General features: G+C 60.1%; 14 protein-coding genes. 9 read left to right on the top strand and 5 right to left on the bottom strand.

What is annotated here, in order from left to right; genetic code table 11:
• Window positions 1-76: 76 nt before the first annotated feature.
• Both CKW07_RS00990 and CKW07_RS00985 read right to left on the bottom strand, forming a co-directional pair.
• Window positions 77-1,603 (bottom strand): nucleobase:cation symporter-2 family protein, encoded by a 1,527-nt coding sequence (locus tag CKW07_RS00990; RefSeq protein ID WP_095143189.1) that lies wholly within the window; start codon window positions 1,601-1,603, stop codon window positions 77-79.
• A 212-nt stretch (window positions 1,604-1,815) separates the two neighbouring features.
• Window positions 1,816-2,646: an arylamine N-acetyltransferase gene (locus CKW07_RS00985; RefSeq protein ID WP_095143188.1), complete on the bottom strand. Its 831-nt coding sequence runs from the start codon at window positions 2,644-2,646 to the stop codon at window positions 1,816-1,818.
• A 146-nt stretch (window positions 2,647-2,792) separates the two neighbouring features.
• Here CKW07_RS00985 and CKW07_RS00980 point away from each other — a divergent pair, with 146 nt between their 5' ends.
• Entirely contained in the window at window positions 2,793-3,284 is a 492-nt protein-coding gene (locus CKW07_RS00980; RefSeq protein ID WP_095143187.1) for an HIT family protein, read from the top strand.
• Here the strand turns inward: CKW07_RS00980 and CKW07_RS00975 are convergent, their stop codons facing one another.
• Complete coding sequence (locus CKW07_RS00975) at window positions 3,285-4,691, bottom strand: DUF1254 domain-containing protein (protein ID WP_095143186.1); 1,407 nt, start codon at window positions 4,689-4,691, stop codon at window positions 3,285-3,287.
• Between the two features lie 106 nt (window positions 4,692-4,797).
• A complete protein-coding gene (locus CKW07_RS00970) occupies window positions 4,798-6,375 on the bottom strand; it encodes a GGDEF domain-containing protein (protein ID WP_095143588.1) in 1,578 nt (525 codons plus the stop codon).
• 232 nt (window positions 6,376-6,607) lie between these two features.
• On the opposite strand from CKW07_RS00970, the gene CKW07_RS00965 reads away from it, so the two are divergent.
• Complete coding sequence (locus CKW07_RS00965) at window positions 6,608-7,249, top strand: HAD family phosphatase (RefSeq protein ID WP_095143185.1); 642 nt, start codon at window positions 6,608-6,610, stop codon at window positions 7,247-7,249.
• Window positions 7,250-7,315: 66 nt separating this feature from the next.
• On the opposite strand, the gene CKW07_RS00960 is transcribed toward CKW07_RS00965, so the two are convergent.
• Entirely contained in the window at window positions 7,316-7,981 is a 666-nt protein-coding gene (locus tag CKW07_RS00960) for a ribonuclease T2 (RefSeq protein WP_095143184.1), read from the bottom strand.
• 175 nt (window positions 7,982-8,156) lie between these two features.
• Between CKW07_RS00960 and CKW07_RS00955 the strand changes: the two genes are divergently transcribed.
• From CKW07_RS00955 to CKW07_RS00925, 7 genes are all read left to right on the top strand, one after another.
• Entirely contained in the window at window positions 8,157-8,645 is a 489-nt protein-coding gene (locus tag CKW07_RS00955) for a hypothetical protein (protein WP_095143183.1), read from the top strand.
• A gap of 381 nt (window positions 8,646-9,026) precedes the next feature.
• Entirely contained in the window at window positions 9,027-9,230 is a 204-nt protein-coding gene (locus tag CKW07_RS00950; protein ID WP_176465250.1) for a hypothetical protein, read from the top strand.
• Window positions 9,231-9,243: 13 nt separating this feature from the next.
• Window positions 9,244-9,939, top strand: a complete 696-nt coding sequence (gene arsH, locus CKW07_RS00945; RefSeq protein WP_095143182.1) for an arsenical resistance protein ArsH — start codon at window positions 9,244-9,246, stop codon at window positions 9,937-9,939.
• A gap of 1,028 nt (window positions 9,940-10,967) precedes the next feature.
• Window positions 10,968-11,759 (top strand): ABC transporter permease, encoded by a 792-nt coding sequence (locus tag CKW07_RS00940; RefSeq protein WP_256576997.1) that lies wholly within the window; start codon window positions 10,968-10,970, stop codon window positions 11,757-11,759.
• Window positions 11,760-11,770: 11 nt separating this feature from the next.
• Entirely contained in the window at window positions 11,771-12,424 is a 654-nt protein-coding gene (locus CKW07_RS00935; protein ID WP_095143180.1) for an ABC transporter ATP-binding protein, read from the top strand.
• A gap of 50 nt (window positions 12,425-12,474) precedes the next feature.
• Window positions 12,475-13,581 carry an ABC transporter permease gene (locus tag CKW07_RS00930; RefSeq protein ID WP_095143179.1) on the top strand — a complete coding sequence of 369 codons (1,107 nt, stop codon included), beginning with the start codon at window positions 12,475-12,477 and terminating at the stop codon, window positions 13,579-13,581.
• Window positions 13,574-14,665, top strand: a complete 1,092-nt coding sequence (locus CKW07_RS00925; RefSeq protein ID WP_095143178.1) for a polysaccharide biosynthesis/export family protein — start codon at window positions 13,574-13,576, stop codon at window positions 14,663-14,665. The genes CKW07_RS00930 and CKW07_RS00925 overlap by 8 nt, the downstream gene beginning before the upstream one ends.
• Window positions 14,666-14,672: the final 7 nt, after the last annotated feature.

The raw sequence follows: 14,672 nt of genomic DNA, 5'->3' as shown, positions 1-14,672 counted from the left end.
GGACAGCGCAGCCCGCACAGACAAAAAAGCCGATCTGCTGACTCAGCAGATCGGCTTTGTTCAATCATGACAACCGTCAGACATGCTCACTGCTTTTGGCATGCACCGGACGCTGTCCTGGCGCGCCATGGCCATGATCATCCTCCACCACCACCGGCACTTCGTTGCCCTCACAGTCGTGCAGCTTGCCATCGGCGAAGTAATCGCCTTCGCGCAGGGCGGCCAGGTCCTGGAAGCGCAGGGTGCGCTCGGTGCCGGCGGCGAATACCGACTGCTGGTCCGAGTTGCCGGTCTTGAAGTGGTTGAACGCCAGGTTCAACAGGATCGCCATGATCGCCGACGAACTGATACCGGAATGGAAGATGGTCGCGAACCAGCTTGGGAAGTGATCGTAGAAGCTCGGTGCGGCGATCGGGATCATGCCGAAGCCAATGGAGGTGGCGACGATGATCAGGTTCACGTTGTTGCGGTAGTCGACCTTGGACAGGGTACGAATACCGCTGGCCGCCACGGTCCCGAACAACACGATGCCGGCGCCGCCAAGCACGGAGGTCGGCACAGCGGCAATCACCCGCCCCATGAACGGCAGCAGGCCCAGGATCACCAGGAACAGGCCGCCGGTGGCGACCACGTAACGGCTCTTGATCCCGGTCACCGCCACCAACCCGACGTTCTGGGCGAAGGCGCTTTGGGTGAAAGAGCCGAAGATCGGCGCGATCATGCTCGACAGCATGTCGGCGCGCAGGCCGTTGCCCAGGCGCTTGGAATCCACCTTGGTGTCGATGATTTCACCGACCGCCAGGATGTCCGCGGAGGTCTCCACCAGTGTCACCATGACCACGATGCACATCGACAGGATCGCGGCGAAGTGAAAGGTCGGCATGCCGAAGTGGAAGGGCGTCGGGAAGCCGAACATCGGCCCTTCGCTGACGCTCGAGAAGTCGGCCATGCCAAGGAATACCGCGATCAACGTACCGATCACCATGGCCAGCAGGATCGACAAGCGAGAGATGGTGGCGCTGCCGATCTTGCTCAACAGCAATACCAGCATCAGGGTCACGGCCGCCAGACCGATGTTCGCCATGCTGCCGAAGTCTTCGGCGTGACTGTTGCCCCCCATCGCCCAGCGTGCGGCCACTGGCATCAGCGTCAGGCCGATGGTGGTGATCACGATGCCGGTGACCAGGGGCGGGAAGAACTTGGTGATCCGCGAGAACACCGGGGTGATCAGCAATCCGATCAACGAGGCGGCAATCACCGCCCCCAGGATTGACTGGAACCCCCCCTCGCCGCCGCTGCTGACAATCGCCACCATGGTCGCGACACCGGAGAACGACACGCCCTGCACCAGCGGCAACTGACAACCGAAAAACGGTAAACCCAGGGTTTGCAGCAACGTTGCCAGCCCCCCTGCAAACAACGATGCCGCGATCAACAGACCAATGTCTGCCGGAGAAAGCCCGGCCGCTTGGCCGATGATCAGTGGTACCGCAACGATACCGCCATACATGGTCAGAACGTGTTGCAGGCCGTAAGCCATATTCGCGCCGACCCCGAGGTTTTCATCCTCGGGCCGTTGGTGTGAAACAGAGGGCGTTTTCATCGTGGGGGGTTCCCTGGGTTTTTGTTATGCGCACACTGTATTCAAGAGTCCAAACAAATGTCCATAGAGTTGTATACAACTTGTCAGTCACATTATGGACAGGCGTCCAGCTTTGGCCCTTTGAAGCCCTCTGGCACGGGCCTGTGAGGCGATACCATCTGTCGAAAAAAAAGCTGATCAATTGATCAGCTTTTTTGGTTTTCCCGGGCCATTCACTGCGAGGCGCTGATCAACCCCGCGATCGTCGCCTTGAGCGCCGGATGCTCGGGCACCCGCAATTCGAACTCACTGCGCAGCAACTCGATCAGCTCATCGGGATCGCTGATCTCCCGTCGCTCACTGGCACCACCCATATGATGGATGGCAAAACTGCCGTTGTTCAGCGTACGGCGCACGCCCTCCCCGGTACGCGCCGCCATCAAGCGCTGAAGGAAGGGGGATTGGGGATGGGTCGAGACATACCAGTTACCAATCTCGTAATCGATATCGCCCTGGCGCTGCAGGTCAAACACGTACATCGCCCGCCACTCTCCGGCGACCTTGGCACGCAAGGTGTAGCTGTCGCCCTCCCGGGTGATGCGATAGGGCTCGTGGGGCGTGGCCTGCTCTTCGTCGGTGTCGAGCAACAAGGGGGCGGTCGGCACCATGCCGCCGAAGCCGACGTCGGTGATGTAGCGCACCCCGTCCAGGGTCAACAGGGTCAGGCGATGGGTACGCGCCGCCCAGACGTCTTCAGGCGCGTTCATCACCACTCGGCCGGTGATGCCGCACACCTCGTACCCCAGGTGCTGCAACAGCGTCATAAAGAGATTATTGAGTTCGTAGCAGTAACCCCCACGCCCCTCGTGCAACACCTTGCGCTGGATCGATTCAAGGTCCAGCTGCACAGACAGCCGGGCCAGCGGCGACAGGTTTTCGAACACGAAGGTGCTGGTATGGCGCAGCTGCAACGCGCGCAGCGTTTCGAGGGTGGGTGCAGGCGGCGCGGAATAGCCCAGGCGTTGCAGGTACAGAGCGATGTCGTTGAGCGGGGTCAGGTTCATGGGCGATTCCTTGGACATGAATGCGCGCCGGGCACCTCGACAGCGCGGCGCCCTGCCGATGGGCGAAAGTTATACGGTATCCTCCCGCAGTAACGACAATTGATTTCACCAATCAACCCGCCTGAAAAACACGTGACGCCCTCAGCATGAACATCGACCCACGCTTCATTGTCCACGAAACCGAGCACTGGATTGTCAATCACCGAATCAACTCGGCACTGCCGGGTTACCTCATGCTCGGTGCACGGTCGAACGTCAACGCACTCCATGAGTTGCCGGATGCAGCATTGGCGCAGCTGGGGGTGCTGATGGCCCGAACGCAGAAAATCGTCGAGACCTGCCTTGCACCGAAACGCCTGTACATCGGTCGTTACGGACACACCCCCGGGCAGCCGATCCACTTTCACTTCATCCCGGTTTTCGAGTGGGTTGAAACCCTGTTCTGGCAGGATAAGCGCTATCGACTGCTTGAGACCTATGCCTCCCCGAGCCCGCAAACCCTGACCGATGGCGCGGAACTCACGCTGTACGTGTGGCGCGAATTTTGTGAACGTCCCGACCCGCCTCCAGCGCCCGGGATGTCCACCGAGCAGACCATTGACCTGTTGCGCACCGCCTTCGATACAACGACGCCCTGACTACAGACGTTTCACCGCTGGCGGATTCCACTTGCCGTTCAGCGCTTCGGGTTTTGGCCCGTACAAGCGCATGGTCAGGTTGAACGCGCCCTTGGGTGCGGGCAACCAGTTGGCCTCGCCGTCCTTGCCAGGGTTTTTGTGCTGGAAATACAGATCCAGGGATCCATCGGCGTTTTTCTTGAACGGCATCCAGCTGCTGACGGCAAAGCGGTTGAGTTCGTTGCCAACCTGGAAGCCTTCCGGGTCATACAGGGTGATCGACCAGAACGCATTGACCGGCGGCTCCGAGCCCTTGTCGAAATGCAACACGTAGTGGTTGGCACCGTCGAGGGGCTGCCCCTTGTCGTCCCCCAGGTTCAGCGGATAGATCGCATCCTCCGGCAAGTTAGCCCCCAGCCCGACCTGCGAGACAATGGCGCGCTTGAGGTAGTAGTTGCCATAGACCCCCATGGTGTCAGTGTTCATTGACCAGCCGTTGTCGACCCGGGCCAGGGTATCGACTTTCCACTTCATCAATGCCTGGCCTTCAGCCGGGACGGTTTGCAGCGCCTGCTTCACGGCCGGCTCCAGCGCATCGAGGTTGAACGATTTACCGGGCTCGATGCCGATGCGTTGCATCTGCGCAATGATCGGCTGGTCGGTGCTGTGGGGCGGATGCAGCTTGAGCAACTCGGCGGCATAAGCGAAGTAGTTGGCTGCCGACATCGAATCGACCTGGAGCTTGGGCGGGGTTTTCATGTCGACGGCCGGATCGATTTTCACGCTGACCGCCTCGGGTGCCTTACCCAGGCGCGAGAGCGGTGTCACGGTGTAGCCGGCCTGGATCTTGTGCACGGCGGGATAGTCCGCCGAGCCATCGGTCTTGGTCCGCCCTATCACCCAGACATAGGGGGTGGGCGCCTGGAGCCGGGTGAGCCCGGCGGGTACGGTGCCGGTCCAGCCCGGTGGCGTCACCAGGAACTGGCCAGCCCGGGTCCCGGTGGTGCGCCACCCCGGTGAAGCGAACACATCGGTCCACATGTCGAGCATCGGCAACAAATAGAAGCGGCCGTCGGTGTCCGGGGCAGCGACCACCTGCGGCTCCCTGGTCAGGTCCAGCCAGGCAACCGAATACAAGGTATCGAAGTTGGAACGCACCACGCCCTTGAAATTGGCGGGTGGGTATTCCGGCACGCTGACGAACATGTTCATCGGGCCCTTGCCGAACGCCTTGCCGGACTCGATATTGGTGAACTGCTTGCGGGTGATGTCCATCGACAACAACGGATAAAAATACACATAGGCGTCAAGGCCAATGGCATGGGCCTCTTCGGCGGTGATCGCTTCAGCGGCATTCGTCGACAGAGGTAGCCAGGAGAGTGCGGCAACCGTCAGCGCAACGGTCTTGAATGTATTGGGTATCGACATGAGGGTGATCGTCCGTGCCATGAAGAAGGGGGTTAGCGTGAGGCGCAGTTCAACTGTAGTTGAGAGCCCGGAACCCACCCGCAAGAGTGACAGCCGGACAAACGCCTCACTCCGTAACCGTTGCCCGCCCCTTGACCGGCGAATTGGCTTCGACCGACAGCACCACAGTGCGGTTTCTGCCAAAGTTCTTCGCCTGGTACAGCGCCGCGTCTGCCCGTTCGATGAACCCTTCAATACTGTCCCCGGCCCTGGGCACGAACGCAAAGCAACCGAGACTGAGCGTCAGATAGCCCGACGGTGCGCCGCAATGGATGATGTGCATGTCCTTGATAGCGAGGCGGATGCGCTCGGCAATGGCAAACGCCCCCTTGATGTCGGTGTCGGGCAGCAACACGGCAAACTCTTCGCCGCCGTAGCGCACCGCCAGGTCGGACTTGCGCTGACAATGGCGCTTCACCACACCGGCCACCTGTGCCAGGCACTGGTCCCCCGCCACGTGCCCGTAGGCGTCGTTGAAGCGTTTGAAGAAATCGATATCGAGCATGATCAGGCTTAACGGGCGTTGCTGCCGCGCGCCACGGGAGAACTCGATGTCCAGCGCCCGCTCGAACAAGCGCCGGTTGGCCAACCCGGTCAGGCTGTCGTGGGTGGCGATCACTTCCAGGCGCTCCTGTGCGGCGCGCAAGTCCGCCTCGATACGCTCGCCGTTGCGCACTTGCTGCACAAACACCCAGCCAAACAGACCCACGCCAAGCACCACCAAGGCGACAATGACGCTCGATTGCACGGCATTGGCGTACCACACCCGAAGAATCGCCTCCTCGGGCACGGCCGCCGAGACCACCAGCGGATAAGCGTCCAGCTGGCGATAACCATACAAGCGCACCACATCATCCAGGACCGAGCGAATCATCGCATTGCCGGACGGCGCTTGCGGCAGGTACCGGCTGAAAATTTCTCCTTGGGCCAGCGACTCGCCGATACGCTGCTCCTCATACGGACGCCGGGCCAGCAAGGTGCCGTCCGACAGCGCGAGAAACATCGAGCCGTTGTCGTCGAGGTCGAAGCTTTTGAAAAACCGCTCGAAATACGCCATGCGGATCCCGGCCAACAGCACGCCCTGGAACTCGCCGTTCCGATCGTTCACGCGCCGCGACAGCGGAATGATCCACTCACCGTTCTGCCGACTGCGAACCGCCGGCCCGATATGGGCCTGCAGCGACGGGTTCTGCTGATGGAACCTGAAGTAGTCACGATCCGCCACCCCCTTGCGCCGCGGTAGATCGCTGAACGAAGTCACCACCCACTGCCCGTCGCGGTCGAACAGAAACAGCCCGTGCAACGGTTCAAGGGCCTGCACCCGACGCGCAAAGGTGCGCTGCAACTGCCCAAATTGCGCCACGCCAAAGCCATCGGACTGAATCCAGTCGGCCAGACTGGTCACCACCAGATCGGCCGCCAGAAACGTATCCTGGGCCTGCTGCGCCATTGCCCGGGTCAGGTTCGCCGAGGCCAGTCGAGCCTGGGACAGTTCGTGCTGCCGGGATTGCTCCAGCTGCAGGTAGAGCAAGCCACACAGGCTCAAACATACCCCGACAATGAAAATCACTGCAGCCTTGCGCAGGGGCAAGCGCTTGAGTGGATCAACGCTGGCGTAATAAAGGTCGTGAATCGGAGTAGGCAAACGCATCATCCTTGACGGCTATGGCATGAGCAAAGGCCCTGCCCACCTAGTGCGCGGAGCTTAGCTTACGGCAGTGACGAGGGGCAAATGGTCACGCTGTCACAGTGCCTGCAATCCGCCACAGTCCATCGGGTACCGTCACCCTGCAAATACCGACGATTCGAAACACCTCTGCTAGGATGAGACCGCCCAAGGACGACACGCTCGCCAAGCCGATCAATGGAGGAAAAGCATGAGCGCATTGAACCATCCCGCAACCATCGACACCGTGGTATTCGACCTCGGTAATGTCCTGATCCGCTGGAACCCGAGAAACCTCTACCGCAAACTCTTCGGCGATGACGTACAGGCCATGGAGACGTTCCTGTCCGAGGTCTGCCCGCCCGCCTGGAACGAGCAACAGGACGCCGGCCGATCCTGGGAAGCCGGGATCGCCGAAGCCATCGCTCGCCACCCATCGCAAGCAGCGCTGATTCGCGCCTACCGCGAGCGCTGGGAAGAAACCCTCGGTGGTGTCCTGGAAGGCAGCGTACGGATTCTGGAGGAGTTGCATGCCAAGGGTATCCGCCTGCTGGCCCTGACCAACTGGTCGGCCGAAACCTTCCCCATCGCCCTGGAACGCTTCGCCTTCCTGCACCGGTTCGAAGGCATCCTGGTGTCAGGCGCCGAAGGCATCATCAAGCCGGACCCGGCGATCTTCCAGCTGCTGAAATCCCGCTACCAGCTCGAAGGGCACCATGCCGTGTTTATCGATGACCACGCCCCGAACATCGAAGGTGCGCGCCGGGAAGGCTTCAAGGCACTCCAGTTCACCAGTGCCGAGCAATTGCGCAAAGACCTGGCGGCGCTGGGCTTGCCTGTCGAACAGGCTTAGGCGGTCTGAATGCAAACAGGGAAGCGCCGGCTGCCGGGCGCTTCCCTGTTTTACGTTAAAACGGCTCTAGCGAACCGGTGGCACCCGGATATCCCCCGCGCGACACTGGTTTTTCACCCCCTTGCCACAGGCCTGGAACGACAAGTCCTTGCCCATGCACACCCGCACCTCCGACAACTCCGGCCCCCGACAGATCACCGCAAGGCCATCCTTCTCTAATCCGGGATTGCTCTGACGGAACATCTGCGCAATGTCCTGCGCCGAGAAGTAGACCTCCTTGTGGAAGGGTTGCAACTGATCGGGGATCTTCACCGCGCCGACCGCCTTGTCTGCGGCCGCCAGGTAACCCATGGCCCCGAGGCCGCTGCAAGTTCCGTGCTTCGACCACTCATGCTTGAGCAGTGCCGGCGTCACAAACAGCGTCAGGCCGCGCGCGCGCTCGGCTTGCGACAACCCCACCTTCGGCTCGCAGGACTGCGGCCAGCCACCCTGGGCGTACTGCGGCCACAGACCGTGGAGCACAAAGCCATAGCCCTTCCCCGAGCACTGGGCATTTTCCGGACGGGTCAGGCAAAAGGTCGGCGACCAGGAGAGCGCCAGCACGTAATAGTCGAACACCCCCACCACTGACGCATTCTGCGGCTGACTCTGACGGGATTGCGGCGCCTGGTTCATAAACACACTGACAGCCGTCAGCACACAGAGCACAACCAGGGTGTACAGTTTTTTCATTAACGCACCTGAGGGCGGAACTTGGGGGGGCGTATTGTGACGACTGGCGGCTGAAGTCCAAGAGAAATTCTTCCCGAACCGAAATCCGCCCGGCGCGAGTGACTGGCAATCGCCCCTCCAGGTGAAGTACCTTGAAGTGACAACGACCACACTTACAGCACGATAGGAAATCGGTATGAGTAAGGCAGATGAGCTCGCCACAAAACTGAAGCAAAAACAACAAACCCGTGCGGACGCACAGGCCTGCGCAGACCTGGCGATTGAGCATTGGCCGACACAGGTCTATGAAATGTACCACCAGCTCGAGACGTGGCTGGAGCCGCTGACCGAAGCCGGCCTGAACATTCGCCGGGTACCCACCCGCGTCTTCGAAAGCCTGCCGTCCGGCGAGACCTTCAACTATGCCATCGACAAGCTGCAGATCGAGGGTAACCACCACACCATCACCCTCGATCCCATTGCCCGCTTCATTATTGGTGGCACCGGCCGAGTCGATATCCTCGGCAAAACCAGGGACCAGTACATCCGCCGCACCGAGAACGACCAGGGCGATGCCCAATGGCAGATCCAGACCCTTGCCCGCACCGGGCAAGCACGACCGGATCCGGTGGCACTCAACGAAGACAACTTCCTCTCGGTGATCCAGGAAGGGCTGGCGCTCTAACGCTTCGAGAAGGCCGGCTTGCCGCCCCTCCCTGCCGACCCGAAAAATGGGCGACCTCAGGAGCCAATGCTCGTCAATATTAAGGAGAACGGCGCGCATTTGTAGGAGCGAGCGTGCTCGCGATGAACTCAAGGGCAGCGCGTTTAATCTGAAAACACGCGTTATCGTTAACGTCCATCGCGAGCTCGCTCGCTCCTACAGGGGCGGCGTTCGCTTAACTGACCGGCATCAACCCTGAGCTCGCCCATTTTCGTTTCGACGACCAACCGCTCGCCTGCATAAAACCCTCTCCGGGCTTTACCTAATATTCGATAATCCGTATATTCGATAAACCATATGTAAAACCCCTCGACCTATGAGCGGCTTCCAACGGAGAACCCCATGACAGTGCTGTTCATGTGCACGGCCAACCGTTGCCGCGGCATCCTGTCCGAGGCGAGCGGCAGCGAAGACCAAATCAACGCCGCCTTCAACACCACACTGGCCACCCTCGAAAGCCGGTGCCGCGCCTTCCTGCAACTACCCTTCGACCGCCTCGACGCCGCCGCACGCCAGCGCGAACTCGAGCGCATCGCCACCCTCTGATCTGGAGCACGCCGTGAGCGACCACCTGCCTAACCTCGACGCCCTGCTGTCCGATACCCTGCACCGCGCCGCTGTCGACACCCCCAAGCCACGCATCCTGCTGCTCTACGGCTCGACCCGCCCACGCTCGTTCAGCCGCCTGCTGGTAGAGGAAGCCGCACGCCTGCTGGAGCACTTCGGCGCCGAAACCCGCATCTTCAACCCCTCTGGCCTGCCCCTGCCGGATGACGCACCCAGCGACCACCCCAAGGTCCAGGAACTGCTGACCCTGATGCAGTGGTCCGAAGGCCAGGTGTGGTGCTCGCCAGAACGCCACGGCTCGATGTCCGCCGTGTTCAAGGCACAAATCGACTGGGTGCCGCTGGCCCTCGGCGCCGTGCGCCCGACCCAGGGCAAAACCCTGGCCGTGATGCAGGTTTCAGGAGGCTCGCAGTCGTTCAACACCGTCAACCAACTGCGCGTGCTCGGGCGCTGGATGCGCATGTTCACCATCCCCAACCAGTCCTCCGTGCCAAAGGCTTTCATGGAGTTCGACGAGCAGGACCGTATGAAACCCTCGGCTCTCTACGACCGCGTCGTCGACGTGATGGAAGAACTGGTGAAATTCACCCTCCTGCTGCGCGACCGCCCCGACCTCGTCGACCGCTACTCGGAACGCAAGGAAAGCGCGCAGGAGCTGAGCAAGCGCGTTAACCAACGCTCCCTTTAATCGAAAAAAGGGGCAGTCTTATGCTGGCCCCTTTTTTGTTCATTTCGACACGGTCACTCAGTGATCAGATAGCAAACCGATCTGCGCATACAAAGTGTCAAAACACCCCAGCGGTATTTACAAATCGACACCTGATCATACCAACGCCCGACTTCGACTATTACATCCCCCCCTTAATCCTTTTATGTGACATGACCATGAAACTTGGATGACGAATGTAATTGGATCAATACACGCGCATTACTTAACACGCGATCACGGTTACACAGTCAAGAAATCGCACGCCAAAAAACCGGCAAATTACCGCACCACTTCCGGTGGTTACATGATCGAGGCACAATTCTGTATTGAGATCGAATGCGCTCGCATTGTGACAAAGTAGATTTCAAAGCCGCTGCTTCAACAAGCTTTGCCGTTACAAATCAGCGTGGTGCTCGACAATGCAACGCAGTCCACGCACGCCAGGCGCAAACGGTACATCCGTACCAATACCGTTCAAACTGAAAAACACACCTGTCCGCTAGCCCAGAGTCGCCTGCCGTGAGCGTCGCACCCTTCTGGCATCTACACTCCTGCGAATCAGGGCTTGCAAGGGGTCCGCTGGTGCGATGTATCCACTCTCCAAGCCAGTTGTAAGCAATAAGTCTACTGAGCCGCGGATTCGCGAACGAACAGTTCGCGCATACTTTCAACACAATGAGTCTGAAACAACCTAATTCGACACAGTGATATCACTTTGGTATCATGGCATTTCGACATGAAACTCTATCTTTTATGTGGGGCTTGACTTTTCCACACACAACTTTCAGCCAAAAATGTAATACCTCGAGATAGGAAAATAGCCTGCTGAATGTAGGTTATAGGGAATGCTTCTCCCTTGACGCTAATACCACCCAGCGATTAATCTCCCCGCCCTTAGAGCAAGGAAGCTGCCTGAATCCCCCAAAACACCGCGCGGGACACGGGCTTTTCCTGAAATGAATTCACCGGCGCGCCCAGGCACGCTGCTTCGCTGTGCGGTAACTATCTTGAAGCCTCGTTCCTCCTTCCAGATTCAAAAATCGGTCATCTTTGCCCTGGTGCTGCGCGAGGCCCGCGCCCGCTTCGGCGACCGCCGCATGGGCGCGGTCTGGACCCTGATCGAGCCGATCTGCCACCTGCTGATCTTTACCGTGCTGTTCTCGCTGATTCGCGGCCGCACCGTCTCCGGCGTTGAATACCCGGTGTTCGTGTTGGTGGGGATGGCCCCCTTCCTGCTCTACCGCAACATCGCCCTGCGACTGATGGACAGCCTGCGAGAAAATCGCTCTCTATTCGCTTACAAGCAGATCAAACCGCTGGACACCTATGTGGCCCGAGTACTGGTAGAAGCCTGCATCAGCGTCACGGTCTACGCAATTCTGGTGTTCGGCTTCGCCTGGTTCGGCTTCGACATGTCGGTGCACAGCCCGCTTCAATGGGTGGCAACATTAGCCCTCGGTCTGCTGTTTGCTTTTGGTCTGGGCATGCTGCTGGCGCTGATTACCCATGCCCTTCCCAGTCTCAAGGTGGTCATCCGGATGGCCTTCTTCCCGCTCTACTTCATTTCCGGCGTGCTCTTGCCGGCATCCTATCTGCCACAAGCCATGATGCCCCTGCTACTGCTAAACCCGTTTTTGCATCTGGTCGAACTGATCCGTGCCGAAGTATTGCCTCACTACACCCCGGTCGATGGCGTGTCTGAAACCTACGTGATCACGTTCACGGTGATCTTGCTGTTCGTTGCCCTGGGCAGCTACCGCGCCCGCCGGCTGCACCTCATTTCCACGAAAAACGGCTGAGTACAGGCAACGTGTTCGAACTCAAGAATGTCACCAAGTCCTACCTGACCCCAAAGGGGCGCCGGTATGTGTTCCGCAACCTGTCGCTGTCGATTCCACCGGGCAAGAACATTGGCCTGATCGGCCGCAACGGCGCAGGCAAGTCGACCCTGATGCGCCTGCTCGGCGGCGCCGACATCCCCGACTCCGGCACCATCGTCACCGACCGGAGCATTTCCTGGCCAGTCGGCCTGTCAGGTGGCTTTCAGGGCAGCATGACCGGCCGCGACAACATCAAGTTCGTCTGCCGGGTCTACGGCGCCGAAGGCGAAGCCATGCGCGAGAAAGTCCGCTACGTTCAGGAGTTCGCCGAAATCGGCGACTGGATCGATGAGCCGATCAAGACCTACTCCTCCGGCATGCGCTCACGCGTGGCCTTCGGCCTGAGCATGGCGTTCGACTTCGACTACTACCTGATCGACGAAGTGATGTCGGTGGGTGATGCGCAGTTCAAGCGCAAATGCGCCGAAGTGTTCCAGCAAAAACTGCAGCAATCGAAAGTGGTACTGGTCACGCACACCATGCCTGAAGTCGAAAAGCTCTGCGACATCGTCCTGCTGGTACGCGATGGCGGCATCCAGATCTACGAAGACGTCGCCGAAGGCATCAAGGCCTACAACACCTGATCACCCCCCCTTATATCGCAGCACCGTTCCACTTCAAGGATGCATCACATATGAGCAGTACGGGTAAACTCAAGGGCTGGCGCCTGGCAATCGGCCTGGTGGTCCTGCCACTGGCCCTGGCGGCCATCTACTACGGCATGTTCGCCATCGACCGTTACGTCAGCTCCGCCCAGGTGGTCGTCCGCCAGGATGGCGGCAACCAGAGCGCCGCGGTGCCCGGGCTGGCCACCCTGCTGACCGGCACCAACCCGGCCTCCCGGGAAGAGACCCTCTACCTGCGCGAGTACATCGTGTCCATGGACATGATGCTGCTGCTGGAAGAGCGCCTGCACTGGATCGAGCAGTATGCCACCCAGCGCCGCGACATCTTCTTCTGGCTGGACAACGACGCCGAACGCGAAGACCTGCTCAAGTACTACCAGCGCATGGTCTCGGCTCACTATGACGAAACCACCGGCCTGTTGCGGGTCGAGGTGCAAGCCTTTACCCCCGAGCTGTCGGAGCAGATGCTGCGCACCATCCTCGAAGCCAGCGAACACTTCGTCAACGAAGTCAGCCATAGCATCGCCCGCGAGCAAATGGCCTTTGCCAGAAGCGAGCTGGAAACGGTGCGGACCAACTACGCCGAGCGCAAGACCGAACTGCTCGACTTCCAGAATGACAACAAGGTACTGGACGGCGGCAACACCGCACAGAGCCGCGCCACCATCATTGCCGACCTGGAAGGCCAGTACACCAAGGAGCAGGCGGTGCTCACCGAAATGCTGTTCAAGCTGCGGGCGGACTCGCCTCAGGTCAGACAGCAAAAGCAGAAAGTCACCGCCATCACCCAGCAACTGGCCAAGGAAAAACGCCTATTGGTCTCCTCGCCCGATGGCTCCCAGTTGAACGTGGTCGCCTCGCGCTTCCAGCAACTGACCCTGGACGCCGGCATCGCCGAAGAAAGCTACAAGACAGCCGTCGCCGCCCTCGACAACGCCCGTATCGAGGCCAGCAAAAAGATCCGCACCCTGGTCACCGTGGTCAGCCCGAACACCCCGCAACTGGCCCTGTACCCAGAGCGTTTGTACAACCTGGCAACCATCCTGCTTGGCCTGCTCATGCTGTACGGCATAACCCGCTTCATCCTGGCTTCGATCGAGGATCATCGTGATTAAATCCCCTGCTGTCTCCCCTAAGTTCAACCTGAAACTGGCGGCGCTGGCCCTGGCAACCCTGTGCCTGGCCGGATGCGGCGGCACGCTGTCGGGCGCCGGACCGTACAAGGGCGATATCGAAACCAAGAACGAGTCGTACAACCTGGTCGAGATCAACGCCAACACCATCGCGCCTTACATGCGCGGTGCCGAGCGTACAGTGCAGTCGAGCATCGCCAAGCCGGTCGCCCCTTCGGCGCGCCTGATGGCCGGTGACACCCTCAGCGTGCTGATCACCGACAACGCACCGGAAGGCTCGGCCCTGTTCGCGCCACTGTCCACCGGCGGTACCCAACTCAAGACCCGCATCGACGACCAGGGCATGATCTCCCTGCCCTATGTGGGCCGTCAGTTCGTCGCCGGCATGACCCTCAACCAGGTTGAGAACATGATCCGCAAGCAGCTCAAAGGCGTGACCACCGACGTGCAGACCCACGTCGAACTGGTCGGCGACCTGTCGGGCTCGGTACTGGTGGCCGGCGCGGTCAAGTCCCCTGGCCGCTTCAGCACCCTGCAAGGCCCGCTGACCCTGCTCGACGCGGTCAACCAGGCCGGTGGCCCCGTGATGGAGCCTCACCTGGTAAACGTCACCGTGCGTACCGGCAGTCAGGTTCAGCAGTTCAACTATGAAGACGTACTGGCCGGCAACAACATGGTGCTGCGCCCGAACTCGGAAGTGGTACTGGACCGTGCACGGCAACGCTTCGTAGCCATGGGCGCCGTAGCCGAACCAGGCCTGAAAGACTTGCCAGCACAGAACACCAGCCTGCTGGATGCGCTGGGTAGCGTCGGTGGCCTGCGAGAAGCCAGCGCGAATCCGGAAGGAGTCTTCGTGTTCCGCATGGGGGAAGGTGCCAATCCAAAACCAACAGTTCTTCGCCTGGACATGCGCGATCCAGCGGCGATTTTTTACGCACGTCAAATCGTAATTAAACCGGATGACACGATCTACGTAACTAACGCAGCAGTGTACGAGTGGCAAAAAGTTATCTCGCCAGTCGTACAGACCATGGTGCTAGGACGTGCCGTAGGCGTTTACAAATAAGACGAAG

The organism is Pseudomonas sp. Irchel s3b6 (genome assembly GCF_900187415.1).
Lineage (GTDB): Bacteria > Pseudomonadota > Gammaproteobacteria > Pseudomonadales > Pseudomonadaceae > Aquipseudomonas.
The sequence above is the reverse complement of the archived record's forward strand: the minus strand, read 5'-3'. Positions and strand labels throughout refer to the sequence as shown.